This is a genomic window from Phyllobacterium sophorae (assembly GCF_003010965.1).
Lineage (GTDB): Bacteria > Pseudomonadota > Alphaproteobacteria > Rhizobiales > Rhizobiaceae > Phyllobacterium > Phyllobacterium sophorae.
Genome location: NZ_PGGM01000003.1, coordinates 19,428 through 44,345, shown reverse-complemented (window position 1 = coordinate 44,345; position 24,918 = coordinate 19,428). Strand labels below are relative to the sequence as shown.

Below are 24,918 nucleotides of genomic sequence, written 5' to 3'. Positions count from 1 at the left end.
GAGGGAGGCGGGAATAAATCGACACCACGCTACGGCAACCGCCGACAGGAAAGCTGGGACCGAGAGGGGCAAGCGGAAGCCAGCACGTCGGGCCTAGCCCGCGATCACGGATCTTATTCATGATTGTGAATTGACGAAAACAACAGTCCGGGTGCAGCGTGATTACCCTGAGCTGAGCACCGAGTGACGCCTCATGCGGAGGGTAAAATGCGACTATTTCTCGTTTTGATTTTGGTGGCTCTTGGCGGCTGCATATCGACTAACTCACCTGACAATAGCGATAGCATACTTCGCCGTCCCTCGTGGTCAGGTAACGATTAGCTGATCCCCAGACCACTTGCCGGAATTTCGCGGTCGCTTCCAATATGTTAATTTGTCTCGGTTTGCCGGTCCGTCGCTTAATGTAATGACGTGGCTTACCAGAAAAGCTTAGGAACTGTGGATAGTGAAAATGCGAGACAACCTAAATGACGATAGTGGGGCCCAACGACAGACTGGTCCTATCTGATCTACGGCGTTGTGTTTTTGTGGCGTGGCTATCGCTTTGGGTATCGGTTCGGCCGAAACGCAATTCACCGCAGCCCCGATCAACTCATGAACCCAATCATAAAGCATGAGATTTTTCGTCGGCCGTTGAGGTCGGAGCGTGATTGACCAATTGCCCCGAAGGGATCATCGTGGCTATTCCTTTCCCAAAAGCGCGCACAGAGGCCCGACGGTCTGCCACTGTTATCGATTGCACCTCGCCGGGCCTCACCTATGAAGCTGCATTCGCGTAGCGCTAAGCGCAGCTCCGGCTGGTCCAACAACGCCAAGGACGTGCCGATCCCCATCAGCTTCCGTTTCTTCACTTCATCATTGACCTACTTGCTGTCTTTGACCTGCTCGATAATGGTCGCAATGTGGGTCTTGAGATCGCCGACTTCGCCAACAATTTTGTCCATGCGCCGACGCGTCTCACCCACGATCTCAGCGGCAGCTACGACCCGCTTAGTCTGCACCTACCGATCTTCATTGTCAGTCCAGGCTGGCAGCCAGGGAAACCAGTATTCTAACTGCCGCCTTCTTCGCAGCCGCTGACGCGCGCTGTTACGCTTCGGGGCCCGATCGCCTTTCCTGATGCCCTTGATTCCCATCGCAGATCATTCACACACCGCAACGTCCCGGTAAGCGACATAGCGCCCGCCCCCATGACAATGTGAAACCGACGCGAACGCCAGGAACGCAGCGCCGGCCGCGCCAAGGCAGCGGCTTTTGATTGTCTAGATCCTTCTGTGCAACGACCCGGGCAATGAACACGGCCGCCACAGTCACGAATGGCTGTGCTGCAAATATGCCGCAAGAGATTGGGAGTACGCCGTCACGGCAACACGACTTCAAGGCCGGACAACTGACCGGCAAGCAGCATCACGTGGATGCTCAACGCTTTGCGCAGAACAGCCCGCACGCGTCTTTGAGACACATGGTGGTTTCCTTGATTTTTCGATTTGGGGTCAGGAACAAATCCTGAAGTCATTAGTTTTTAGCTGGCCGATTTCCAGTTCGGCTGAGTCCCAGAGACAGCATTCCCGTTGCAATCTGGGCTCATTCAATTGACGGTGGGAGTGATCTCACCGTCTTTTTGTTGCAGCATTGGTGCGCGACCATTGTGCGTTCCGGTCGTTCGGTTCAAAGTTGTTGTGATGCACGGCGCAGGACAGCCCGCCACATGATGTCCAAGGTTGATAGTTCGGGTTTTTTTAACCACCGGAACTTTATCCACCTACACGTGTTGCCTAGAAGCTGGTATCCGTCATCAGTGAAGTCTCACCGTGATTACTGGCGAGTAGGTACGGCGAAGCTTCGAGGCTTGGTGCGTTGTTCCAAAGCGGGCCAAGCCTCTATTTTTTTCGGAACACATCAGGTCTCACCGGGGGACTCACTCTACCCGGTTCCAGAGCTCATCTCGAGGCTATCTACTATAATCAGCACAGTCTATCGGATTGGATCACGCGTCTTCATGGCCACTGATGCGCGTATACTTCAGACATATGCCGAGGATTGCAGAAACATGGTTCACGATCTGTGGCGGGGTAGACGTTGTGCCCGTCGCAAGACGCGGTCGTTGCGCTACTGTCCCCACTTGGATTGATGCCGGAGCCTTACGGGACTTGGAACGTTTTCGATTACACGATCTTACCAGCGTATCCGCCTAGCGAAAAAAAGGAACAACTGCCGTGTCCAGAACAGACCTGTCCGCTATCTACAGAGACTACATTGCCTGCCTGAATAAGCAGGACTGGCCACATCTGGGTCGGTTTGTGCACGATGATGCCATCCACAACGGTAGGCAGGTCGGGTTATCAGGGTATCGCGAAATGCTGGAGAAAGATTTTTCCGAAGTTCCTGACCTCTATTTTAACGTCCAGATGCTGATGCTCGACCCACCCTATGTGGCGACCCGATTAGGCTTTAATTGTACCCCGAAAGGCATGTTTCTTGATCTCCCTGTAAACGGCAAAATGATTTCCTTTGCCGAGAACGTCTTCTACAAATTTAGCAACGGAAAGATTGCGCAAGTGTGGTCGGTTATCGATAAGGCGGCTATCGAGGCTCAGCTTCCGGGCTTGCAGAAGCGATGATTTCAGCCTGGCTAGGCTCTTGGTTCGGACAGCTTGCCCTACTCATCCATAAGACGTCGAGCCCTGGTAAGCTGCTCATCTTCTGTGAAGGTGTTTACAAATACGTCAAACAGGGCTTCGCGCATAATGATCTCCTTTCCTGATGACTTGGTCTTGAAGATACCAGCGCGCTCCTTCTTTTGACATTTGCACCAGCCGCGTCGCCTCGTCACGCGTGCCAGTCGCCGAACGAATAATGCGTTCGTCGGGTGATCGCGCAAGTAGCTTCGATGGCCGGGATGTATGCACGGCCATTGGCCCAGGATAATTGAGACTAAATACACCCGAACCCCAGCGAACGTCGAAACGCCGGTCAAAAAACAAGGTCCCAATCGTCACAGCTTCACGAAACCCCCGGCGAGGTGGTGTGCCGGGACCTGGCGGAGTCACGGTCGCGTCCGCCTTACTGTGGTACGTCTGGATGGATTGAACGGCTCTGTTGGGAGGATAGCGCAAGCCCAAAAAGCAAAGGAGTACGATATGACGATTGACGAGCTACTCGCCGAGTTGCGCGTCAGATATCCGGATGGTCCGCCTTGGCGTGAGCGTCTTAGTATCACCAATATGGACATTCTGAAGTGGACTGCGTCTGCAGGCATGTCCAGGCAAGACCTCTACGATCAATTGGCACTTGAACTCGCCCATGGCTTTAACGCCTCGGAGCTATCGTTTGAATTTTGCGATGCTGTCGTCAATGAAATTCATTGGGTAATAATTTTTTGCGACGAACAACGCCCGCATTTCTTCTCGGAAATCTATCTCGCATTCGATTCTGGCGAATATCTTCATGATGGTAGTCCAGATAAAGATCCGGTTGAGGCGTACACGCGGCCCCAAATAGAGCGAATTCTTGATTCTGTTACCGTGCGATGAGGTCAGTTCCACGGGGCTTATACGAGGTCAGCGAGCGCCGAAATCGAGGATTTGTGATCCGGCACCACGCATTGTGGTCCACGAATTGATACGAGCGTACTGCGGAGGAGACAGGTCCTATGGAAAATATTGAATTTTCAGCGGTAGTGGTGCGGTATAGCCGGTCCGTGGAAGATGCTGCGACCTTCTTGGTCTACAATTGGCCCGTTGAACCCGGAAAGAACTGCAAATTGGCAAGAATTGCTGGAGGCGTTGGCCGGCTCGATTAGCCATGGGCAAGCAAGAAGCGCCTTCATCCTGGCAGCGCAAGAAGCCAATATTCTTGTTAGGTCAAAGCCTCGGCTCCGCAACGGGCAAGCACGACATTGATCTTGGCAATTTTTTTGACCCGCTAAAGTGGGAGGGATGGGTTTCTAACGGGCCATTCACTGACAAGAACCTCAGGGCCGTTTCTTACAACCGGCATCTTATTTGCACAGAAACCGTGACCGCACCCGCCTGCACTATGCGAAACGGTGGAATGATGGATTTGTGCAAGGACATCGGAGTGCGCGATGAAACAGTCATAAGCAATTGTTCCCGCGCTCGTTGCCATGTTCGTATTGCTGCCGCTACGAGCGCTTTGTTCGAGGGCGGAGGCACCCCGGGTCAAGTCGCTCCCGATGAAGCAATCCTTCTCAAATGAGCGCCGGCTGCGACAGGTCGGATTAGAACTGACAATTGTATCATCAATTGGCGCAATTAACGCGACCAGCTTCCTTCCTTCGTCGTCGCGTGCTTAACTCCCGGACCGAATCTAATTCGATATCAGGAGGAAGCGAATGTCACTTTATGCGATCACCCGGCGCGCGAGTCTCGCACTCGGTATTTCAATGCTGTCGACCGTAGCTTTTGGGGGGCAGGCAAAGGCGCAATCTTTTCCGGATCGCGTCGTGACGATGGTGGTGCCTTTTGCCGCGGGCGGTTCGACGGACGTTGTGGCACGCGTGATCGCAGATAAAATGTCGCAACTGCTCAGCCAACAGGTGATCGTCCAGAATGTGGGTGGCGCGGGCGGCAGCCTCGGCGCCGGCAATGTTGCGAGGGCCGATCCCGATGGGTACACGATCCTCATGGGCACTGTCGCAACGCATGCGCTCAATCCACTTATCCTGAAGACCAAGCCGTACGACGCAGAAAAAGACTTTGCTCCGATTTCACTACTCGTAGTGGTTCCCAACGTTCTGGTGGTCAATCCGGAATTGCCAGTGAAATCCGTCCAGGAACTGGTCGAGCTGCTGAAGGCCAACCCGGATAAGTACAGTTATGCGTCTTCCGGCAATGGCACGCCGCTGCATCTGTCTGGCGAGTTGTTCAAGAAGATGGCGGGTGTAACCATGCAGCACATCCCATATAAGGGAGCCGGGCCGGCGCTGAATGATGTCATTGGCAACCAGGTACCAATTATGTTCGACAACCTCCCCTCATCGTCGCCCCACATCAAGGGCGGTACGCTGCGCGCTTTGGGTGTGACGACGAAGGAAAAGGCATCGTCCTTCCCGGATGTGCCCACTATTGCAGAAACGATTCAAGGCTACGAAACCTATACATGGAATGCGTTGTTCGCACCGGCGGGAACGCCGTCGGAAGTGATCGCCAAGCTGAACGAGGCGGCCAACAAAGCCATGGCAGATCCCGCTGTGGTCGAACGAATGAAGGAGTTCAGTGCTACGATCGTCGCTTCTACTCCCGAGGATCTGGCCGCTCACGTGAAGGCGGAAATCGCCAAGTGGACACCAGTCGTCAATGACGCCAACGTCCAGATGGATTGATCACTTTCAGGCGCCGGGTGCCAAAAAATTAGCAACTGGATTCCATGACGGGAAGTGGTGACGCTTTTCCCTTGCGCTGTCGAGTCGTCCCTGTCCCTGAGGTCCGCCAGTCAGCCGCATTGGTGTGCGGCTACCAACACATAAAACCGCCATCCACGACAAGATCGATACCATTTACGAATGAAGAAGCCCTGCTTGAAAGGAATACAGCAGGACCGACCATTTCTTCGGGATCGGCCAGGCGGCCCATGGGCGTGTCCCGTTCGAATATTTTCACCTGATCAGCGACTTCAGCTCGACGGTTCATGGGTGTCAGCGTGTAGCCCGGGCTAATCGAGTTGACGCGGATACCGCGATCAATCCATTCCATTGCCAGGCTTTTTGACAGGTGGATAACCGCAGCCTTGGATGAGTTGTAGTCGGCCTGTTTCAAACCACGATTGACTATCGAGCCTGACATGGAAGCAATGTTAATGATGGAGCCCCTTTTTCTGGGAAGCATTACACGTGCTTGCGCCTGGCAGGACAAAAAAACACCCGTCACATTTGTATCATAAACCCGTTGCCAATTCTCCAGCGGAAGCGTCTCGGCATCTCCGCCAGCACCAACACCTGCGTTGTTGACAGCGACTGTCAACGAGCCGAGCTCGTTTTCAATCAAATCGATCGCCCCCTTCAGGTCTGCGGCAGAGGTTACGGTGCCTTCGAGCGCTAAGACTCGGCGGCCGAGAGCGTGAATTTTCTCCGCCGTTGCGTACAAGCCGCCATTTGACAGATGGCCAAAGCAGGCTATGTCGGCCCCAGCTTCGGCCAAACCAATCGCAATAGCCTGGCCGATGCCGCTTCCCGAACCCGTAACCATCGCTACTTCTCCGTTAAGGTCGAACAATTCCATCGATCACTTCCCTTCGTCAGAATCCCGCTTCGGCGATAGCTAAATTGAAAATGAATATATTCTACACGGAAAAAGTCGCGTCGTGTTCCAAAGCCTCTCAAGATCTCGGTTTCAACCGATTGAATATCCGCTTCATGCCCATGGCCGTGGAGACAAACCCGACCGAGGCAAACACTTCGCAATGTTCTTCATCGGGCTGATATTGAATTTCCGAGCCTCCTATCGCCCGGCACAAAGCGCTGTTTCGAAAAGCGTTCTTAGCGGTCGCGCAACATTTCTATCGGATTGCTGGGGGGACCGGGAGTAGCGGCAGAGGGGACGGTATATTCTGAATCGCGGGACTTGGAGTAGGCGGTATCGGGGACGGTATGTTCGGAATCGTGTGATCGGGAGTAGGCGATATTGGGGACGGTATATTCGGAATCGTGGGATCGGGAATTGGCGCTAGCGGGGATGGTATAGCAACGCCTGCGCCGGGAGTGCCTGGCAGTCCATCTAGAATCTGCGGCAAAGGCAGCCCTCGTTCCCGGAAGAATTTCACGAAATCGTTGGCGCTGCCGAACGCGAGAGCGCCGATCGCCAAGCCAACGACCGGTTCGCTCGGGCAGTTAACCGGGCCTTGGGTCGCTGAGGCAGCCAGTTTCTTTTCGGCAGCAGCGCGATCGTAGCCGGCTGTCTCGGAGTTAAGGAATTTGGTGATCAGTTTGGCCGTGATCCAAAGTCCCGCATCGTCATCATCGATCCTCCCCGGGACCAGTGCGTACTGTACCTCGGTCCACGCTGGCGTGAACAGGAAATGGTCGTCCCCGTTTTTGACCTTGAGGGGACCGCCATCCGGCCCACGACCCTTTCTTTGAAAAGGCAAATCACTGAAGAGCAGGACATCGGGAACGGTCTGCGGGCCAATTGGAAGCGTGATGTTGGCTTCGACTGACGGTACTGATACCCAAGTTTCCTCAAACTTCGCTTTTCCATCCGACTCAAGCGCCAGTTTGACATCGCGGCAACCGACGTTGGGCTTTAGCATCACGACTATGTTGCCACCCACCTTCCTTATTTCGATGCCTGCAACGAGCCCGAACTCGATACCTGTGTTCCCGAGCAGGTCAACCGTTGTGCCAACTCCTGCCCCTATCAACGGGTCGATATGCAGTTGTATGGATGCCTTGGCGTCTACCTGCGCATTGAGCGAAACCTTCAAGCGTTTCCCTTTGATCCAAGACATGCCGACCGCATTCACCACTACCGTTGCCGCAACCGCCCCTGGACTGGCAAGTTCGGCGAGAACCTCACCCTCGCCTAGAACTTCGTCTCTCCATTTTTGATCAGCAAGCCGACCCTTGAATTGTACCGACTTGACCGTTGTGGTCCTGTTTGCAGCCGGGAGTCGGTTGAATTTGTCTTGAACCAGGTGAGCAACCGTCCCGTTTATCCGAACAGCAATATCGGCATCGTTCAACTTAGGCATCCGGATTTGCTCCAGATTTTTCCGCTTCCTGACGATGTCGGCCTGGATTTCGGGGGGAGGCTTATCGATGGGGGGTGTCATAGGTTTTTCGTTGAAATCGGTCAGTAGCCATATTCCGCCATCGAGGACGATTGCGTGAGCAGCGTGAATTTTTTGCGATATCTCATATGGCGGGACGGTGATCTGAACTTTAATCCAGTTTTCATCCTTCGGATCGCGGACCGGCAACATCTTTGTGAGATTTTGCTTCAAATCGTAAGTGATTGTGTTTTTGAAGGGGAGCGTCATGTTGAAAGCTTCGGTCAACTTCATGATGAGGCCCGTTTCGATGAGGTCGTTGGCGTACCCCAGCAATTTTAAATTGAACCATTCCCATTCGAATTCCGGATCAAGTCTCAACAGGACAATTCCGAAGACGGCTTGCGCGTTCCCGTTCTCCCCTTCTTCTACGCCTTTGAAAACAAGGGAGGCTTGTCCGTCAAACTTTACAGTTAGATCACGATTCTTCGAATAGGCGTCGAGGCGAAGGTTTGCCAAGGCAACACCCGGTTGAAGGTAGACTGTAACAGCCCGCAGGGTTACGACGGTGTCCTCGTTCGGCTTGAACTCTGGGTCATAGGCAATTTTTGCATCTTTTAGGCTTTCCAGCGCGGTGTTTAATCCCCGTTCCGAAACAAACACGCCCGCTGACCACGCTTCCGGAACAGGCTTCTGCTTCAGGAGGTTTTCCGTCTCGGACAGCGAGGTCCACTCCGATAGGGTGCGGTCCCGCTCGAAATTTGAATGTTGAAGTGCCCGCCATCCGACACCGAGGGCCGCAAATAGTGCAATTGCAATAAAGACCCGTACGCCCGTTCCCATTGGCATGATCCCAACAGATGAATACCCATTATCTGCATTGCAAGTTGTGCAACTCAATCTTTAGTTCGGTTACTGCGAGTTCTGGCCGCTTGGGCCTTGTCCCCACCAACGATATGATGCCTGCGCGTTCGAGGGTTGCCAGTGATCGAGATACGTTTGGCTGGGGACGGGCGGCGAGTTCGGACAGTGCAGAAATGCTCTGCGGCCGATGGCGACATATCAATGCGACAAGGCGACAGTTTTCTGGCGTCAATGCCCTAAGAATTTCTTCAGGTGTTGGCATCGACTTCATCGGACTGTTGTCCCCATCGCAAGCAGCAATGATGGCATAATAATCATTTAACGATATTTTCAAGTGCGAAGAGATCGCGGCCACCTGATCTAACTGTCCATTTGGACTTCTAGCTTTGTTTGCCTCTCCCCTAAATTTCAAGCTCTTATCCCTGATCGCAGATAAATCCCCATACCCTGTGGCAAGACGAACTCCACTGTCATCCACTGTAGCAAAAGCGCCAGCACACTCGAAATCTAGGCTGAGGCGATGGCCCCCTTTTATAACCGATGCCAGCCAAAGTGGCAGCATTGAATGGAGCGATGCACAAATCAAGAGGCAAACGGCGAGAGAGCAAGAACCCTGGCTGACCTGCACCTGTTCTTCGTCGGTGTTGCCCTTGCCGGAGCGGTTGTGTGCTGACGGGCAAGCCGCCTTTAAACACGCTCTTATGTCACTTCCATGGGCCGCAGGGTGCTCTCAAGCCATAGCCGTTACCCAAGAAGTTTCAGAGTCCAGCGGTCCTTGTTGCCGTCGCAAAACTGATTACTGGAAGCGTACGAGAAAAGCGTCCCACTATACCGCAGGCCGACGAAACATCCTGGCGATGGCAATCAGAATGCAGGCCCCAATAAAGCCAGCTATTAAATAGCCGAGCCAGCCGCCAAGAACCACGCCGAACATTGACAGCAGAGCGTTGGCAACAAGTGCTCCGACGATGCCCAAAACCACATTCATGATGATGCCCATGTTGCTCTTCATGAACATTTCGGCCAGCCAACCTGCAATGCCGCCGATAATGATGGCTGCGATCCAACCAATTGCCGCAGTTTCCATAAAACTTCTCCAATTCCCCTTGCGTTGATTCAACAAGCAGAACCCCGGATGCGTCGGATTGTTCCAGGCACGATGGAGAATATCTGGAAGAGCGTTCGCGGCGGCTTGTTGACATTGCGGCCGGGTCCGATCGGTCGAATTTGCCCGGCAACAGAGCCGAACGGCACTATTTGGAATACACGAGCAGTTTTGTTGTTGGAGATTTTTGCGTCCAACCGCTCTTTTCCTTGTTATGGATAACCCCGACAAACTGCGTTTGCTTTGCAGCGCAGCGTAGAAATTCATTGTTGGCGACGATGCAGAAGAACGACGTCACCTAGGCCGTTCGTGATCGTATTTCTCGGGGCAGTTTCTCGCCCTCACGTTCAAAGGTCCGGTTTAGCGTGCGGGTTCCAAACAACCCGCACGCAACGGCCACCTCGGTGAAATTCAGATCCGTCTCCACCAGCAATTGCTTTGCCCGCTGCACCCGAAGCTTGTCGCGAATCCTGGAAGGAGACGTTCCCAGTTCATCGCGAAAAATTCGTTCCAATTGGCGGCTGGTGATCCCGACCCTTCGAGCAACTTCGCTGAGCGAAGGGGGGTCTTCCATGGTGGTTTCGAAGACACGGATTGTCTGCCGGATCACTTTGTTGCTGATCTCCGAGACCGCTGGCGCCGGCTGCTCTGACTTTCTTCTCTCGTAAGGTATCATCAAGATCGAGGCACACTTGCGTGCCAGTTCCTCGTCGAATTCCGACCCGATAACTTCGAGCGCCAGATATGCTGATCCAACACCCCCTGCGCACGTGTAGTGGTTGCCGTTCGCACGATAGAGACTGGTTGTGTCGGACCGATAGTCAAAATATTCGTCGTCGAATTCCTGCTTGTGCAGCCAGCTTACACAGCACTGCTTTTCAGGCAGGATGCCACTTTCCACCAGAACGAAGCTTCCGGTGCATAGACCAATGACCGACACGCCCCGCTTGTTTGCTTTGTCCAATAGTTCGAGCAAAGCCACTGGTGGTTGGCGCTTGGGCATGATGAGACCACCGACGACGATTACATAATCGCAATCGAGAACGCTGCTTATCCCGGCCGTAGTCTCAACAACCATGCCCGAACTGGACCGCACGCTGTCACCCGTTAATGTGGTGATCTCCCATCTGCATCTAATCTGACGGCTTTGATCTTTTTCGTCGGCAGCAAGCCTCAGACAATCCAAAAAAAGGCTAAGGGCAGACAGTGTAAAATTTGGCAGCAGAACGATGCCGAATTTTACACTTTTGGTCCCCGCAGAAATGCCTTTGCTCTTGAGACCCTCCATGCGCTTTCTCCGATAAACTTGATCCGCGGGTTAATGGCAAACCCGTTATAATGGGTAGGACATGAGCAGCACCAGCCGGCCATGAAAACCACACCTTCGACCCTGGCGACAAATTCAAATGCTCAAGCTCGGCATAGCTCTTTTGTGCAATCACTCAAGGCCATGTTCCGCTTCAAGATGAACAATCGCAGCCGCTCCGATGAATTCCTCGCCGACAACAGCCGCCACGCAATTGAAGTTCCCGCCCTGGACGCTAATGCGAAAGAACGACCCAGTCATCAGAAACGACAAGCGTTATTCTTCCCGATCAAGGCAGAAAAATTCCTTCTCCCACCAGTCCTATTCAAGGTAAGTCGACAGGGCCTTGGCCTCGAGACCTGCACCCACTGCACTGTCAAATCCCATTTGCCGCATCGCAATGATGCCAGCTGCGGTCGTTCCCCTTGTAGTCCACGAACGACTTCACCGTTTCGGATGGAGAGACATTGTTAAACTCCTGAAGCCGCCCAGCTCCGATGATAACCTGCTGCGCCGCGCGTTGGGCGACCTCGGCGGGAACGCCTCGGGCTATCGCGTCACTCATCAGCGCTTCGGCCAAAAGTGCCGGGAACGCCGCGCCGGAGCCGGACATCGCCGTAAAATAGTCAATGTGCTCCTCCTGATTCACGGCGTCGACTGTACCGCAACTGCGGAACAGTGTATCGATGATATCGGCGTCTTTGGGTTCAGACGATTCGACAAAGAATGGCGTATAGGAATATCCGATTTCCGCCGCTGCATTCGGGAGGGCTCGCCCCACACGCGTGCTGCCGGTTCTTCGTTTTATGTCCTCAACCGTCACTCCGGCCATAACCGAGACAACCAGTTTCCCGCCTGCATCGATGTCGATGGCGCTCCAGTCACCCGGTCGCACAGACAGGATAACGACATCACTCTTCTTCACAAGTTCACTGTTGTCCCGTGTCCAAAGGCAGTCCACAGAATTCTCGGGTTTATTGCTTCGGAAGGAACATGTAAGCAGTTGGTCCGAGACCGTGCCCGAACCGACAAGCGCCTTCGCTATAGCGGATCCTAGCCATCCGCCACCTCCAATTATCCCGACACGACCAATAGCAACCATACACCTGGTACTCCCTACTTGATCTGGAACCTAAGTGCCAGCGGACCACGGTCATCCACAAATATCGTGTTGTGGCCGATGATCCTTGCCCAACCGCTAACGCTCGGCTTGATGCCTCTGTACGAGCCGGCCGCCATTTCGGCCTCGACTCTGCCTACGAACACCGTGCCGATAACGCATTCCTGTCGAAACGTTTGCCCTACCCTCAGACGGCCCTTGCCATACAGTTGCGCCATGTGTGCCGAAGTTCCCGTGCCACCTGGCGAGCGGTCGATCGCCTTGTCGCCGTAGAATACAGCGCCCTGCCCGTCAGCGTCAGGACTGTTCGGTTTGTCGCACCAGAGCGCATGGTGCACGCCCCGTATCCTGTCGTCATCAGGATGGACCGGATCGCAGACGCCAGCCAGTGCGTGGCGGAGCCTGCAGCTCAGGTCGACGATTTCTGCGCCCGATATGCCGGCGAGACCGGCCCATGCGTCCTGCGGCTCAACCACTGCGTAATAGTTTCCGCCATAGGCGATGTCGACAACGAGACGTCCCAATCCAGGGACGTCCACCTCGATACCAGCGGCGTGGAGATAGCTCGCGACATTGACCATACGGACCGACTCGACGAACTCACCGGGCTTTTCGTACTCGATGTCGACTTTTCCAGCAGGCGCCTCAATGGAAAGCCGTCCCGGAACGCGGGGCGTCACCAACCCCTCTTCGATGACCGCAGAAACAAGCCCGATAGTACCCGCGCCGCACATAGGCAGACAGCCACTCACTTCGACGAAGATGACTGCAAAATCACAGTCTGGGCGGTATGCCGGATAGATGATCGCCCCGGACATGATGTCATGGCCGCGGAATGCGGCGTATTGGCGACCTCTGTTGCCGAGCCAATGCGTCGCACAGGCACGGCCGCGATACTGGCGGTGGCCGATCTGATCGAGACTAGGAGAACACCCGGAAAGAGAGAGTTCGTGAGCTCCCGGACAAAATCGGCTTGTTGACCGTGCGGTCGGGTAGGCTGATTTTGCATGCCTGTCCCGCTAGCACCGAGGAAATGGCTACACGGCGGTCTATTTTGCTGGAACGAGGGGCAGAGCGCGCTTGTGCGACGTGGCTTTAAAGGCACGAACGATGGTTTCCCTGACAATTTCCGCAATTGGCTTCGCTTCCAGGAAATCATCGATCTCGTCGTAGGTTACACCGTACGCATCTTCATCAGGGCGTTGGGGAGTGATCGACTCAAGATCGGCCGTAGGCACTTTGAAGACGAGATCCCTGGGGGCGCCAAGGAGTTCACCGATCGCTCGGATGCGGCGTTTATTCAAACCGGACAGCGGCAGGATGTCGGCGGCTCCATCGCCGTGCTTCGTGAAGAAGCCCATCACTGCCTCTGCCGCATGATCTGTGCCGATGACAAGCCCCTGGTGAGCCCCGGCAATGGCATATTGGGCAATCATGCGTTGCCTGGCCTTTATGTTGCCGAGCACGAAATCCTCGTGCGCACCATCGCGAAACACGAGGTCACCTGACTTAAGTGCCATCATCATGGCATCAACAGCCGGCTTGATGTTGACCATCAACGTGCGGTCTGGAGCAATGGTCAACAGGGCCTTTTGTGCTTCGTCCTCGTCGGCCTGCAATCCATACGGCAGGCGCACCGCAATGAATTGTGCCTCCCTCCCGTCCTCCCGCAATTGCATGACTGCCCGCTGTGCCAGCATCCCAGCCACCAGAGAATCAACACCGCCACTGATGCCGAGTACGAACGCCAGCAATCCGGATGAAATCAAATACTCCGATAAAAATTCTATGCGCTTCTTGATCTCGGCATCAGGTTCGAAAATCGGGGACACACCGAGCGTATGAATGATTTGGCGCTGTTCGTTCGGCATTTCTCTTGATCCTTCCAATGGTGGAAATCAGGAAACATTGTAAACCGGAAACCGGAGTGGCTGTCCACGATCGCGTCAGTAAACGAGTTGCCCCTGTACTGTGACTTCAATTTTATTGATTCATTATGTGCATCAATTTCGTTTGATTGAAAGATGAAATGAGAGGAAACTGCTGGTTAAGTTAGTGCGGCCCCATTGGACCGCGAGTTTAGGAGACTTTCCATGACCACGCACCATAAAAACCATGATCACCATTTGAATGGTCTTGCCGGGGTGGTCTTCAACGGAACGAACCTTGTGATTAAGGCTGCCGAGGTTGCACGTGACAGATTTCTGCGAGCACGCAAACTGAGGGCAACGGAAACTGCGCTCGAGGGCCTGCCTGAAGACATACGACACGACCTTGGTTGGCCGGACTTATATGAACGCCACGATTCGCGTTCGATTAACTAGAATCGTTGTGAAACCACGATGGCGGCTAGTATTGCACCACGTTATATTTCACGGCCCTAAACGTTTGTTATGGGAGGACACCGATCGAAAAGGGCGTGATCCACATGATCAGCTGGCGCGTGCGGCCACTCGCGGGAACTGATTGAAGTTGGATACGTTTGCTCATAGACAGCGTCGGTCGTGTTAACCAGACGTGACGGCAGGGCGGACAGGACAGTTTTTCTGGTTTCCGGTCCTGGCCAACGAAATGGCAGGCGAGCGCATATCCCGTCCGACCGACGCTGTCGCAATTACCATAAGCCTGGTTGCAACATGCGGTGGCGGTTCCCCGTAATTGAAAGCGAATTGGTAGAGGTGGTCATTTTCGATCAAGGGGATGTGGCGAACTTTGTGCCGTCGGCGCCCCGCAAAGATTCCCGATGATTACCGAAGCTATTCGAATTGCATCAGGTAGATTTATGATCTGCCCGCAGCAGCCTATGATCCGGCCAGTGACAGTTTTTGATAAGGAGATTGCCATGAACGAAGATGCCCTCAACACCTCTCTGCGCCGGTTTCTCAAAGTGGTCGGAGTCACTTCCCAGCGCGAGATCGAATTAGCCATCCGCGAGGCGATAGCCGAGGGGCGCCTTAAAGGCAGCGAGACGCTGTCAGCCAGGGTGGTGCTTACCCTCGAGAAGGTCGGGCTATCCCACACCATCGACGGTACGATCGAGCTTCAATAACAGCTGCAATTGCCGCAGCTCATAACGACAATCTGCATCAGCGTCCGTCTTTTGGAAATCCCATAGCATGACTCGCAGCAAGTCAGATTGTGGTCTTATGGATGAATGGTTCGCAAGGCGATTGACACGGCGGACTTTGGACGTGTCGGCGAGATGCAAGTCATGCCAGGCCGGTGCCATCGAACATTTTCGATCCAAATGGAACGACATTGTCACCGTCATAAAGAACCATGCCGATTTTGAAATTGTGCTGTGTGACGTGTGTCGCTTTCCCGCAAGATGTCTACTTCGACCTGATCCCGATCACGATAGTGAAAGAAGGAGACCCTCTCCTCCGACCAACACGCTGCTTGATAGGATCGGAGTAAACAAAACTTTCGAGCGTGTGCTCCCATAGGCCCTGATCATTCGACAGGCGGTCTGAGCCATATCATCTGGTAGCCTATGCGCGACTTGGCAAGTTGACTGAGGCGCTGGCCAGCCTTGCAAAGTTTCTCAATGTCAAACCGGGCTCAACTATCCAGAAGAAAGCAGTTTGGCCGACAACGACGCAGCCACAATACGTCTCGCCGATCTGGTTTTCTGCGCATGCGATCGCCGTTTTGCCGAGGAGGTAAAACGTAGACAATAGTTTTGCGCGACCCTCGCTTCTCTCAGGCCTAAAGTGCCAATTCGTTGTTCGCATGAAGGTCTGCTTTCAACTTGTCAGAGCGTTGATGCGCGCTTAGAGTTTTTACCGCATCGATACGAGCTCGGGTCCGAAGGGACGAAGATGGAAGTGAGGGCAAACACAGCACTCCACGTAACACTGACCATCAACGGTGTTGAGCGTAAAGCCAGTATTGAACCGTGCGTGACTTTGCTTGATCTACTGCGCGAAAAATTTGACCTTACAGGCACAAAAAAGGGCTGTGATCACGGCCAATGCGGCGCATGCACCGTCCTCATCAATGGAAAGCGTATCAATAGTTGCCTCGTTCTCGCTGTGAGCCGCGATGGCTCCGAAATCACAACGATTGAAGGAATTGGTACGGCCAACGAACTGCATCCCCTCCAGGATGCATTCGTGCGGCATGACGCGCTTCAATGCGGCTATTGTACACCCGGCCAGATATGCTCGGCTATCGGCCTCATCTCGGAAGGTAAAGCCAAAACGCGCGACGAAATCCGGGAGGCAATGAGCGGCAATCTTTGCCGGTGTGGCGCTTACATTGGCATTGTCGACGCGATCGAAGAGGTCATTGCAGCCCCCAGGCGAAAGACGGTGCGATGAGACGTTTTGAATATTTGCGCGCGGCGAGCATCGATCAGGCTATCGAGAGGCTTTCTTTCGATCCTGGCGCAAAACTGCTGGCCGGTGGCACCAACCTCGTGGATTTGATGAAGTACGATGTAGCGTGTCCGACGACGATCATTGACATCAACGACTTGCCGCTCGGAGATATTAAGGAAACCTCGGACGGGGGACTTAGGATCGGCGCGCTCGTGACGAATTCGGACCTGGCATTTCATCCAGTCATCGAAAACCGTTATCCCCTGTTAGCGAGCGCCATTCTTGCGGGTGCGTCTGCGCAGCTCCGCAACGCTGCCACAGTCGCTGGCAACCTGCTGCAGCGCACGCGTTGTTCCTATTTTTATGACGTGATGACACCGTGCAATAAGCGAACACCCGGCAGCGGTTGTCCTGCGCGAAATGGGTTAAATCGCAACCACGCCATTCTTGGCGCGAGCCAAGACTGTGTAGCAACCCACCCTTCCGACATGTGTGTCGCTCTTGCCGCGATAGGAACCATGATCGTCGTGCAGGGCCCTAACGGAGCACGCTCGATTTCGCTTGCAGATTTTCACCGACTGCCCGGCGATACACCCGAGCAGGACACAACGCTGCGAAACAACGAGATCATCCTTGGTATCGAGTTGCCCCCTGCTCCCGAGTTTCAGCGATACAGCTATCTAAAGATCCGCGACCGCTTGTCCTATGCTTTTGCCCTCGTATCGGCTGCAGCCTTGCTGACAATCGATGATGGTGTGATCTCCACGGCACATGTGGCCCTGGGTGGTGTCGCGCATAAACCCTGGCGGGACACAGCTGCGGAAGTCGTGCTTGTCGGGCGTCCCGCGTCCCGCGGAAATTTCCATCAGTTTGCGTCGATGCTGTTGTCACGGTCCGAAGCGCTGTCGCAGAATGGCTTCAAGATAGAACTCGCCCGCAGAACTGTCGTTCGGGCGCTCGAACAGGCCGCGTCGCGAACGCCGCAGTCGCAGTCAGATAAGCGTGTCCATTGAAAGAGGCAATTGTGGATCAGGGACCTGCGATCACGGGCAAGAGCATCCCTCGGATTGACGGGCCAGTAAAGGTTCGGGGTCAGGCAAAATATGCCGCGGAATATGACGTCGCGGATCTGCTGCATGCCGCAATCGTATCTGCATCGATCGCAAAAGGCCGGGTGATTTCGATCGATGCTGCAGCCGCAAAAAATTTCCCAGGCGTCGTGGCGGTTCTCACCCACAAAAACCGCCCCTGGTTCTGGCCGTTCAGCTTTCTTTACAAGGATCTGGCTGGCCCGCCCGGCAAACCCTTTCGGCCGCTGTACGATGATCGGGTGCTTTTCAGCGGTCAACCGGTAGCGCTTATTGTCGCCGACAATTACGAAGCGGCGCGCGACGCGGCGGCGTTGGTCAGCGTCTCCTATGAACGCGAGCAACACGCGACTGATTTGGCTGTTGAAGTATCAAAAGCTTATAAGCCCCCGAGACATCGGCTCGGCCTTGCTCCAACACCCCACCCCACTGGTGATGCTGATCGCGCGTTTTTGGCGTCTCCCGTCAAGGTTGAGGCTAGTTATACGACCGCTGCGGAAAATCATCATCCGATGGAACTGTTCGCAACGACGGTAGAATGGAGCGACAAAATCGTCACCGTCTATGATAAGACACAGAGCCCCAAGAGCGTGGAGATTTTTCTTAAAGTCGCCTTGCGCCTGTTTCGACGCAAAGTTCGTGTTGTAAGCAGCTTTGTCGGCGGCGCGTTCGGTCTCGGTCTTCGACCTCAGCAATCTGTAATCCTCGCAGTTCTAGCGGCTAAGGCGCTCAAGCGATCCGTTCGGCTGGTGCTGCCGCGCGACCACATGTTCGCGCTCGGGTACCGCGCCAATGCCATACAAACCGTCTCTCTTGGTGCCGACGAGAACGGCCGCCTGCTCGCGATCAAGCATCAAGCCGTTGCCGCCACGTCGCAAAGCGAGGATGCCCAGGATCCGATGCTGAATTTCTCGGCGAGCCTTTACCGCTGCGACAATGTCAAGCTCACCTACCAACTCGCAAAACTTGACACCGTTTCCCCGTGCGACATGCGCGCACCGGGTGCGGCCACCGGCATGTTCGCACTGGAATGCGCGATGGATGAGTTGGCTTATGCTATCAATATTGATCCGCTCGCCCTGCGCCTCGCAAATTACACGGAGCGCGATCAAAGCGAAAACCGCCCGTTCAGCAGCAAAGCCCTCCGCGAATGCTATTTGCAAGGGGCCGAGCGCTTTGGTTGGGCTAAGCGTAGCCACGCGCCGCGATCGATGCGTAAGGGGAAAGAGCTGATCGGATGGGGCATGGCAACGGGGGTTTGGGAGGCGGCAATGTCACCCGCGCCTGCACGCGTCAAAGTCAGCCTTCTTGCCGACGGCAGGTTCGAGGTGACGACGTCTATTACGGACATCGGCACTGGCACCTACACGATTCTCACCCAAATTGCTGCCGATGCGCTTGGAGCGCCAAGGGAGCGAGTGGTTGTCAAGCTCGGTGACTCCGCCCTGCCTTTCAATCCCATTCAAGGAGGTTCGTGGACTGCCGCAACGTCAGGTTCCGCTGTCCAAGCGGCCTGCGACAAGCTGAAGAAGAAGATCCTGTTGCGTGCGAAGCAAACCGGGATCGTGGGAAATGGGCAAGCAACGGAATTGCTTTCTCCGGCGGCTCTCGCTGATTTATTAAAACTGTCGGGCAGCGATAATCTGAGCGCCACCGCGACCATCATCAACGTTAAATTTGGCAAGAAATACGCGAGCGCCACTCATTCTGCGGTTTTTGCCGAAGTCCGCATCGACGAAGAACTTGCTGTCGTTCGGGTCACCCGGCTTGTATGCACGGTCGCAGCTGGGCGCATCCTCAACCCTGCCACAGCCCGAAGCCAGATCATCGGTGCCTCGGTCATGGGGATTGGCAAAGCTCTGTACGAAGACGCGGCCACCGACCACAATTTAGGGCGATGCATGGCTCACAATTTCGCAGATTATCACATCCCATCAAATGCAGATGTGTATGACATTGAAGTCTTGTTCGTCGAAGAAACTGATGACAAAGTCAGTCCGATCGGTGTGAAGGGTTTGGGCGAAATCGGCTCGGTCGCTGTCGCGCCCGCCATTGCCAATGCAATATTCCATGCGACAGGGCAACGGATGCGGGACCTTCCAATCACCATTGATCGTCTGACACGATTGAGTGATTAGTCCCAAAGAGATCTGCTTGTCCTATCATCCGCACCACTTCCGGGACCTTTGTTATTAACGCGCGTCAGCACCTGCATTTGGTTGACGACCGCCAAACACCTGTAGGGCGACAATGCAGAAGGTCAACGTCACGAAGGCAGTTCGCGATCGTAATCAGGAGGCCGAGACCAAGCGAAGTACAAGACTCCGATCGACCGAACAAAAGCCACAACTCGGTTATGAATGTCGTCCAGTTGAACGATACCACCTTCTGCCTCAAGAATGGCGAGTCGCCTCGTCGACGAACTGTTGAACCCCAGCTGAACTCCCACGCCGCTGCCATTCTCGCTTTCGGGAATGATCACGGCGCAACCCGAAATGGTTTCCGCGTCGCGCTTTGCCAGTCCTCGCTCGAATTGTTCGATTGCCGAAATCTCTGTTTCGGCCAGTTTGGCGAGAACATCGCGGGATATTTCGACAAATGCACGTGCCGCACGACATTGGGCACCGGTAAACATTTCTGATGTCCCGTCAGAATCCTCCGCTCGATGAATATATGAATTCCTCGGTAGCTTCGACCGTACCTCACGGCTGTCCGCGATCAGGCCCGGCGTAAGCTGGATGCAAGCTTTCCGGGCATTCAACTGTGGTGGCGGCTCTGCTGTCGACCGCCGTCCCGATCACGCCCGACGATGTCCCGAGTACAGCGGAAGGTTTGCGGCGAAGGAATTCTCGCCGTAAGGGCGGCCCGCCCAGTCACTTTCATTCTTCAAGCCCCAGGGATCAAGCGCCCGACGCGACGGGGCCTCAGCCGCGCCGAGCCGCTTCGATCATCCCAACATCAATCTTCTTCATGGTCATCATCGCATCGAAAGCACGTTTTGCTTGATCACCGCCTGCCGCAAGCGCTTCGGTCAGAACGCGCGGTGTGATCTGCCAGGACACACCCCACCTGTCTTTGCACCAGCCACAGTCACTTTCCCGGCCGCCATTGCCGACAATGGCATTCCAGTAGCGGTCGGTTTCTTCCTGATCGTCAGTTGCGATTTGAAATGAGAAGGCTTCGTTGTGTGAACCGCCATTGAGACCGATACAAGGAATCTCCGCAACGGTGAATTCGACAACCAAGACGTCTCCCTGCTTACCCTCTGGATAGTCGCCAGGTGCACGAATGACGGCGCCCAAAGCGCTGTCGGGAAAAGTCTCTGCGTAGAAGCGGGCGGCATCTTCGGCGTCTTTGTCGTACCAAAGGCAGATCGTGTTCTTTGCCATTACGTGGTCCTTTCGCTCTTGGTTTCCCACTGTGCGACGTCACCGTCGTAGACGAAGCCTTGGATGCAGCGGCTCTCCTTGGCACAGCAATCACACTGGCCATGGTTCTCGCCCATCGCCTCTACCCTGAAGGGTTGCCGTCGAAGTCGCCGGATCATCTACGGCCCGAAGGTGCGAAATCCACCCATTGCTGCCTAGCTGTGGCCAATTGGGCAGCAGCAATCTCACAGAACGGTCACATTGACGACATGCGCAAGACATCGCGTGATGGCATCCTATCCAGAGACTGACTTAGATGGGAGGAGATCATGTTGGAAAAACTTGAACCAACGCTGGATGAGTTGCTGACAGAACCTATCATCCGTCTCGTAATGGCGAGCGATGGGGTCAAAGCCGACGACATACGCAAGGTGATGTCTGAGGCACAAATAGAACTGTGTTCTGTTGACGCAATTGCCGCGACCTCGGCATTTCGTCCGAACCCGGCTGACTGCAACATATACCATCGTTTTTCATGACAGGCGTCGCAACGCTGGTCAGCGAGTGCTCGTCGAAAAGTTTGCGCACATAGCAGCGATTGGGGCACACAAGATCATCATCGTCAGCGGCTTGGTTAATTGCCCCGTTCAAAATCGGCTGGCGTCAGAACGTACACGTTCTTGCGACCATATGAATAAACTTGTCGTGCCACATCTAGAATTCTACCGCGCGCTGCATCAAATGCGGCGAGGTTATGCTCTTCCGCCGAAATTGTATTTGATTCGGCATTCGAGAGTGCGGAAGCCTCGATGAAAAACGGAACTTCAAGCAATCCGTCATAACCAAGGAAGCGTACGCGCTGATATGCCGTATCATAGCTGCGGCTTCGGTTCGGAAAAGTTAGCGCCATTTTATCATCCTTAAGACACGCGAAATGGTGGGGTGTCGATCAATGCCCGTTTGATCCTCGCAGCGCGACGCCGTTGCATTGTTCGCATTGAGTGATCTCAACATCGAAATTGCGGTCCTTTCGTTAAGTCCTGTCGTGGAACGCTTGCCCCAATCCGCGGGAACTCCGGTATAGACGCGATAGACCGTCCACATCGATTGGGCTCTATTCGACGGCCATAATGATGATGCATGCTGAAGCGATGGAGCGCGCCGCCTTGGTTTTCCCAAACGCCAATATCGATGGCGTTCTGATTGTTGTGGAATTCATTGATAGTCAAAATCAACACCTTATAGACTGTTGAGCCTCAAGTTTTCGTTGATCGATTGCCAGAGCGCGAACAATCGCGGCTCAGTGAAGTAAAGGCCCAGCGTCCTGTCAAACTGAATTTACCAAGTGATTCCAAAGAGTATTGAATAGATTAGCAACACAATGGCGATGGAAAATAAAGCCTTGAATACAACGATCTTGTGGTCGTCGAAATAATTTTTGACATGACTAAGGTTTTTCATGGCGGCTTCCTTTGTTTAAAATAAACCGACCCGAAAAACATAGTAGCACAATGTGACAAATCGTGGGGAGCTTATTTGCGCTTTGAAGCTATCTTGTTGGTTTTTATTTTACATCGACATGCCGCTCAGTCGCAATTAAGGCGCAATTGCAGAGCAACGTTGTGCTATCGTCTTTTGGCCAAACTTTGGCTCTTCGCGGCGTCAAAAATCCCCGACCCGCCAATCTCATCCCAAACTGCCGATCCTTTGCGTGTCATTCCTTGCCACGCGATGGTTGCTCTCATCTGAGCATCGTTCCTCAGAGGAAATGACATGACCACGCGCACCAAACGTTCAATGGCTTATTTCGAGGCCCCCTTCGCCTTGCGCGGACTGGATGGGATTCGGCCTGTGGGCGACGACGATATCAACGAGGACGAAAATATAATCGAAGGTCTGTCCTTGGCTAGGCCTACCAGCGTCGCGACTTTCATCCACATCCGGCCAGGAATTCCACCCCCCCAAACGCAGCTTTCGCGATCGCCTACCCCGAACGCGAGACGGCAATTAGAAGATCAGGAGACAATCACATGCACATCCACCGGCGTTATAAAGCCCCTGAAACACCTCCACACCGTTTTGTAATCGGTCAGCAGGTCCGAATGCGAAGCGGCGGTGGGGCGATGATGAAACCGAGCGCCATATTCCAGATTTTGGCTACCCTTCCACCTTTGGGCCGCTCCTTCCAGTACCGCATCCGCGACGCTGAAGAGAAATACGAACGGATCACAACGGAAGATAATCTTGAAGCCCTCGACATCTGGAGCAGTGGCGACCGCAACAGTTTTAAGGGACCGGCAGACGCGTAATTATCCAAAGAAACGGCTGTTAATAGGGAGCAGGCTTTCCGACCGATGTTTGAGTGGGCGTGTTTTCTGCGATGATTGGCAGCGACGAACGCAGCGAAAAACGGCTGACACCCTGCATCGACAGGATTGTAAGCTGAGCGGGGCTCACGTAATTAGCTCACCCGCGATTTTCTAATGTATTTTAAGCTACGACAGAAGTCTTACTGGCTTGCGCCATATCGCATTTAGCGATAACCCCGATATAGGCCGAAACGAGAGAACCGAGCATTATCGCCTCTCCCGCCATTTCTCAAACTCCGCAATCGGTTTCTCAACCGTTTTCAGCCGGCCGTCGATCTCATCGATATTGCGGTCTGTAGCATCAGCCTTGAAGATCGCTGAACAGATTAAACTCTGGCCCCCCGACTATCAGCTGTTGGCGGTGGCCCGATGGTCGCTTCGGCGCCATGAGCAGTCACCTGCCGATCAATCGGTCGTAGAAGCTACCCATTCATTGTTGATTGCGTTGATTAGTAGGTTGGCCGGAAACGGCTTGCGCAGATAGGCGACGCAACCGGCTTGTGTCACCTCCGCTTCCAGTGCGCCGTCTTCGAGAGCAGTGATGAAAATCACCGGAAGCTTGGAGCCCGAAGCCCTCAATCGGCGCTGCAATTCGGAGTGACAAAGAAAGTCTGCGGCCGACGAATATTCCTCCGTCACGGAGCCATGGGCATTCAGCAAGCGCTGAACGCTCCTGCGCATGCTCGGATCGACTTCCACGACAGCCACGATGCTTGGTCCCACTGTGTGCGTCACTTCAGCCAGATTTGAGAAAATGGTCAGCTCGATGGATGATAGAGCTGACTAAGGATCTCCGATGCTGTCCTAAAGGCAAGTGCACAGGCTTCACTCATGAAGCGGGTGTTGGAAATGAAGGGCTGCAGGTTGATATCATTCGGTCGTCATCGCAGGCGAACGGCTGCCAGGCACAACGCTTCGACCTTCTTACCGGAACTTGACGTTGGAACTTCGGTGTTAGAATGCGATGCAGATCGCGTCAGATTATTAGTGGGCCCCGGCTGCCAGGTGGCGAGAACAAGAGCACCGCTACATTGGCCGATCTCGCCGACACTCATACTCACGTTGGAGGCCAATCGGCCAGTCCCTGGCGGCGCCCAAAATTGCTTGGGCGACGTTGGTCGTCCAACCTCCCGACGGCATTCGATCCGTCACATTCCTTGGAGGCTCGAGCTATTCGGCTTCCTGTTGCGGCAGTTCCTTCTTGACCGACTGGGCATCAGAAGGAATGGGGGTCTGGTCTTTCGAAACACTTGCCGTTGTCATTTCTTTGTCAACGGACGCGGTATGTCCGACACAGTCGGCCGAGGCGGCCGAAACGGTAAAACCGAACGCAGCGGCAAGTACGAGAATCATTCTCATCGTCCAACTCCGAGCTTTTGTGGTGCGCGGCCAGAATAACCGCTAATCCCAATTCGGCAAAATCACAGTTTTGTTGGGGCCGCCTTCAGTCAGGCCGGTTGCGCTGCGCCAACCTTCGATAGCCCAAGAAACCGCCTAAACACGTCGGGCTCGATAGCTCTTTCCAAGTTAACGATGAAAGCCCAACTAAATGCCAATCGCGCAGCGAGAAATGGCACCACGTCACTTGCACCATCACCGCTTGGCGAACCGCCTGCCAGCGCATACCTTTTATCATTTCGACGAGAGAACA

25 protein-coding genes and 1 pseudogene are annotated in these 24,918 nt (G+C 54.3%); 12 read left to right on the top strand and 14 right to left on the bottom strand.

Features of this window, described 5'->3' with window-relative positions; translation table 11 throughout:
- Nucleotides 1-863 precede the first annotated feature (863 nt).
- Nucleotides 864-1,001 (bottom strand): hypothetical protein, encoded by a 138-nt coding sequence (locus tag CU103_RS31325; RefSeq protein ID WP_162707304.1) that lies wholly within the window; start codon nucleotides 999-1,001, stop codon nucleotides 864-866.
- 1,215 nt (nucleotides 1,002-2,216) lie between these two features.
- On the opposite strand from CU103_RS31325, the gene CU103_RS08005 reads away from it, so the two are divergent.
- From CU103_RS08005 to CU103_RS07990, 4 genes are all read left to right on the top strand, one after another.
- A complete protein-coding gene (locus CU103_RS08005) occupies nucleotides 2,217-2,621 on the top strand; it encodes an ester cyclase (protein WP_106663397.1) in 405 nt (134 codons plus the stop codon).
- Between the two features lie 519 nt (nucleotides 2,622-3,140).
- Nucleotides 3,141-3,533: a hypothetical protein gene (locus CU103_RS08000; protein ID WP_106663396.1), complete on the top strand. Its 393-nt coding sequence runs from the start codon at nucleotides 3,141-3,143 to the stop codon at nucleotides 3,531-3,533.
- A 174-nt stretch (nucleotides 3,534-3,707) separates the two neighbouring features.
- Nucleotides 3,708-3,902 (top strand): DUF982 domain-containing protein, encoded by a 195-nt coding sequence (locus tag CU103_RS32730; RefSeq protein WP_106663395.1) that lies wholly within the window; start codon nucleotides 3,708-3,710, stop codon nucleotides 3,900-3,902.
- A gap of 452 nt (nucleotides 3,903-4,354) precedes the next feature.
- Nucleotides 4,355-5,344, top strand: coding sequence for a Bug family tripartite tricarboxylate transporter substrate binding protein (locus tag CU103_RS07990; RefSeq protein ID WP_106663394.1), 990 nt, complete (start codon nucleotides 4,355-4,357; stop codon nucleotides 5,342-5,344).
- Between the two features lie 130 nt (nucleotides 5,345-5,474).
- On the opposite strand, the gene CU103_RS07985 is transcribed toward CU103_RS07990, so the two are convergent.
- From CU103_RS07985 to nadE, 8 genes and pseudogenes are all read right to left on the bottom strand, one after another.
- The gene (locus CU103_RS07985) at nucleotides 5,475-6,239 is read right to left on the bottom strand and encodes an SDR family oxidoreductase (RefSeq protein WP_106663393.1); all 765 of its coding nucleotides are present in this window, start codon (nucleotides 6,237-6,239) and stop codon (nucleotides 5,475-5,477) included.
- Nucleotides 6,240-6,516: 277 nt separating this feature from the next.
- Nucleotides 6,517-8,568: a hypothetical protein gene (locus CU103_RS07980; RefSeq protein WP_106663392.1), complete on the bottom strand. Its 2,052-nt coding sequence runs from the start codon at nucleotides 8,566-8,568 to the stop codon at nucleotides 6,517-6,519.
- A gap of 28 nt (nucleotides 8,569-8,596) precedes the next feature.
- Entirely contained in the window at nucleotides 8,597-8,851 is a 255-nt protein-coding gene (locus CU103_RS32965; RefSeq protein WP_483428616.1) for an HVO_A0114 family putative DNA-binding protein, read from the bottom strand.
- A gap of 564 nt (nucleotides 8,852-9,415) precedes the next feature.
- Nucleotides 9,416-9,676, bottom strand: coding sequence for a GlsB/YeaQ/YmgE family stress response membrane protein (locus CU103_RS07975; RefSeq protein WP_106663391.1), 261 nt, complete (start codon nucleotides 9,674-9,676; stop codon nucleotides 9,416-9,418).
- 316 nt (nucleotides 9,677-9,992) lie between these two features.
- Nucleotides 9,993-10,982, bottom strand: coding sequence for a GlxA family transcriptional regulator (locus CU103_RS07970; protein ID WP_106663390.1), 990 nt, complete (start codon nucleotides 10,980-10,982; stop codon nucleotides 9,993-9,995).
- A gap of 339 nt (nucleotides 10,983-11,321) precedes the next feature.
- Nucleotides 11,322-12,102: pseudogene (locus CU103_RS07965) on the bottom strand (pyrroline-5-carboxylate reductase family protein).
- A gap of 14 nt (nucleotides 12,103-12,116) precedes the next feature.
- Nucleotides 12,117-13,031: a 4-hydroxyproline epimerase gene (locus CU103_RS07960; RefSeq protein ID WP_106663389.1), complete on the bottom strand. Its 915-nt coding sequence runs from the start codon at nucleotides 13,029-13,031 to the stop codon at nucleotides 12,117-12,119.
- Between the two features lie 138 nt (nucleotides 13,032-13,169).
- The gene (nadE, locus tag CU103_RS07955; RefSeq protein WP_106663388.1) at nucleotides 13,170-13,991 is read right to left on the bottom strand and encodes an ammonia-dependent NAD(+) synthetase; all 822 of its coding nucleotides are present in this window, start codon (nucleotides 13,989-13,991) and stop codon (nucleotides 13,170-13,172) included.
- Nucleotides 13,992-14,213: 222 nt separating this feature from the next.
- Here nadE and CU103_RS07950 point away from each other — a divergent pair, with 222 nt between their 5' ends.
- The 5 genes from CU103_RS07950 (at nucleotide 14,214) to CU103_RS07930 (ending at nucleotide 19,668) form a co-directional block, all read left to right on the top strand.
- Nucleotides 14,214-14,444: a hypothetical protein gene (locus CU103_RS07950; protein ID WP_106663387.1), complete on the top strand. Its 231-nt coding sequence runs from the start codon at nucleotides 14,214-14,216 to the stop codon at nucleotides 14,442-14,444.
- A 518-nt stretch (nucleotides 14,445-14,962) separates the two neighbouring features.
- Nucleotides 14,963-15,169 carry a DUF6494 family protein gene (locus CU103_RS07945; protein WP_106663898.1) on the top strand — a complete coding sequence of 69 codons (207 nt, stop codon included), beginning with the start codon at nucleotides 14,963-14,965 and terminating at the stop codon, nucleotides 15,167-15,169.
- Nucleotides 15,170-15,941: 772 nt separating this feature from the next.
- Nucleotides 15,942-16,442, top strand: a complete 501-nt coding sequence (locus CU103_RS07940; protein ID WP_106663386.1) for a (2Fe-2S)-binding protein — start codon at nucleotides 15,942-15,944, stop codon at nucleotides 16,440-16,442.
- The gene (locus CU103_RS07935) at nucleotides 16,439-17,455 is read left to right on the top strand and encodes an FAD binding domain-containing protein (protein WP_106663385.1); all 1,017 of its coding nucleotides are present in this window, start codon (nucleotides 16,439-16,441) and stop codon (nucleotides 17,453-17,455) included. Before CU103_RS07940 ends, CU103_RS07935 begins: the two co-directional genes overlap by 4 nt.
- 11 nt (nucleotides 17,456-17,466) lie before the next feature.
- On the top strand, nucleotides 17,467-19,668 hold the full coding sequence (locus CU103_RS07930) for a xanthine dehydrogenase family protein molybdopterin-binding subunit (protein WP_106663384.1): 2,202 nt from the start codon (nucleotides 17,467-17,469) through the stop codon (nucleotides 19,666-19,668).
- Nucleotides 19,669-19,796: 128 nt separating this feature from the next.
- Here the strand turns inward: CU103_RS07930 and CU103_RS07925 are convergent, their stop codons facing one another.
- Both CU103_RS07925 and CU103_RS07915 read right to left on the bottom strand, forming a co-directional pair.
- Nucleotides 19,797-20,165, bottom strand: a complete 369-nt coding sequence (locus CU103_RS07925; RefSeq protein WP_245448666.1) for an XRE family transcriptional regulator — start codon at nucleotides 20,163-20,165, stop codon at nucleotides 19,797-19,799.
- Nucleotides 20,166-20,454: 289 nt separating this feature from the next.
- Complete coding sequence (locus CU103_RS07915) at nucleotides 20,455-20,919, bottom strand: VOC family protein (RefSeq protein ID WP_106663383.1); 465 nt, start codon at nucleotides 20,917-20,919, stop codon at nucleotides 20,455-20,457.
- On the opposite strand from CU103_RS07915, the gene CU103_RS31030 reads away from it, so the two are divergent.
- Nucleotides 20,913-21,209 (top strand): hypothetical protein, encoded by a 297-nt coding sequence (locus tag CU103_RS31030; protein ID WP_146147759.1) that lies wholly within the window; start codon nucleotides 20,913-20,915, stop codon nucleotides 21,207-21,209. The two genes, CU103_RS07915 and CU103_RS31030, sit on opposite strands and share 7 nt — an antisense overlap.
- Before the next feature lie 18 nt (nucleotides 21,210-21,227).
- Nucleotides 21,228-21,437, top strand: a complete 210-nt coding sequence (locus tag CU103_RS07910) for a hypothetical protein (RefSeq protein ID WP_106663382.1) — start codon at nucleotides 21,228-21,230, stop codon at nucleotides 21,435-21,437.
- Nucleotides 21,438-21,532: 95 nt separating this feature from the next.
- On the opposite strand, the gene CU103_RS07905 is transcribed toward CU103_RS07910, so the two are convergent.
- Nucleotides 21,533-21,808, bottom strand: coding sequence for a DUF1488 family protein (locus CU103_RS07905; protein WP_106663381.1), 276 nt, complete (start codon nucleotides 21,806-21,808; stop codon nucleotides 21,533-21,535).
- A gap of 1,120 nt (nucleotides 21,809-22,928) precedes the next feature.
- On the opposite strand from CU103_RS07905, the gene CU103_RS07900 reads away from it, so the two are divergent.
- Nucleotides 22,929-23,207 (top strand): hypothetical protein, encoded by a 279-nt coding sequence (locus tag CU103_RS07900; protein WP_106663380.1) that lies wholly within the window; start codon nucleotides 22,929-22,931, stop codon nucleotides 23,205-23,207.
- 465 nt (nucleotides 23,208-23,672) lie between these two features.
- Here the strand turns inward: CU103_RS07900 and CU103_RS07895 are convergent, their stop codons facing one another.
- Together CU103_RS07895 and CU103_RS07890 are read right to left on the bottom strand one after the other, a co-directional pair.
- A complete protein-coding gene (locus CU103_RS07895; RefSeq protein WP_106663897.1) occupies nucleotides 23,673-23,948 on the bottom strand; it encodes a response regulator in 276 nt (91 codons plus the stop codon).
- Between the two features lie 489 nt (nucleotides 23,949-24,437).
- Nucleotides 24,438-24,626, bottom strand: a complete 189-nt coding sequence (locus CU103_RS07890; protein WP_106663379.1) for a hypothetical protein — start codon at nucleotides 24,624-24,626, stop codon at nucleotides 24,438-24,440.
- Nucleotides 24,627-24,918: the final 292 nt, after the last annotated feature.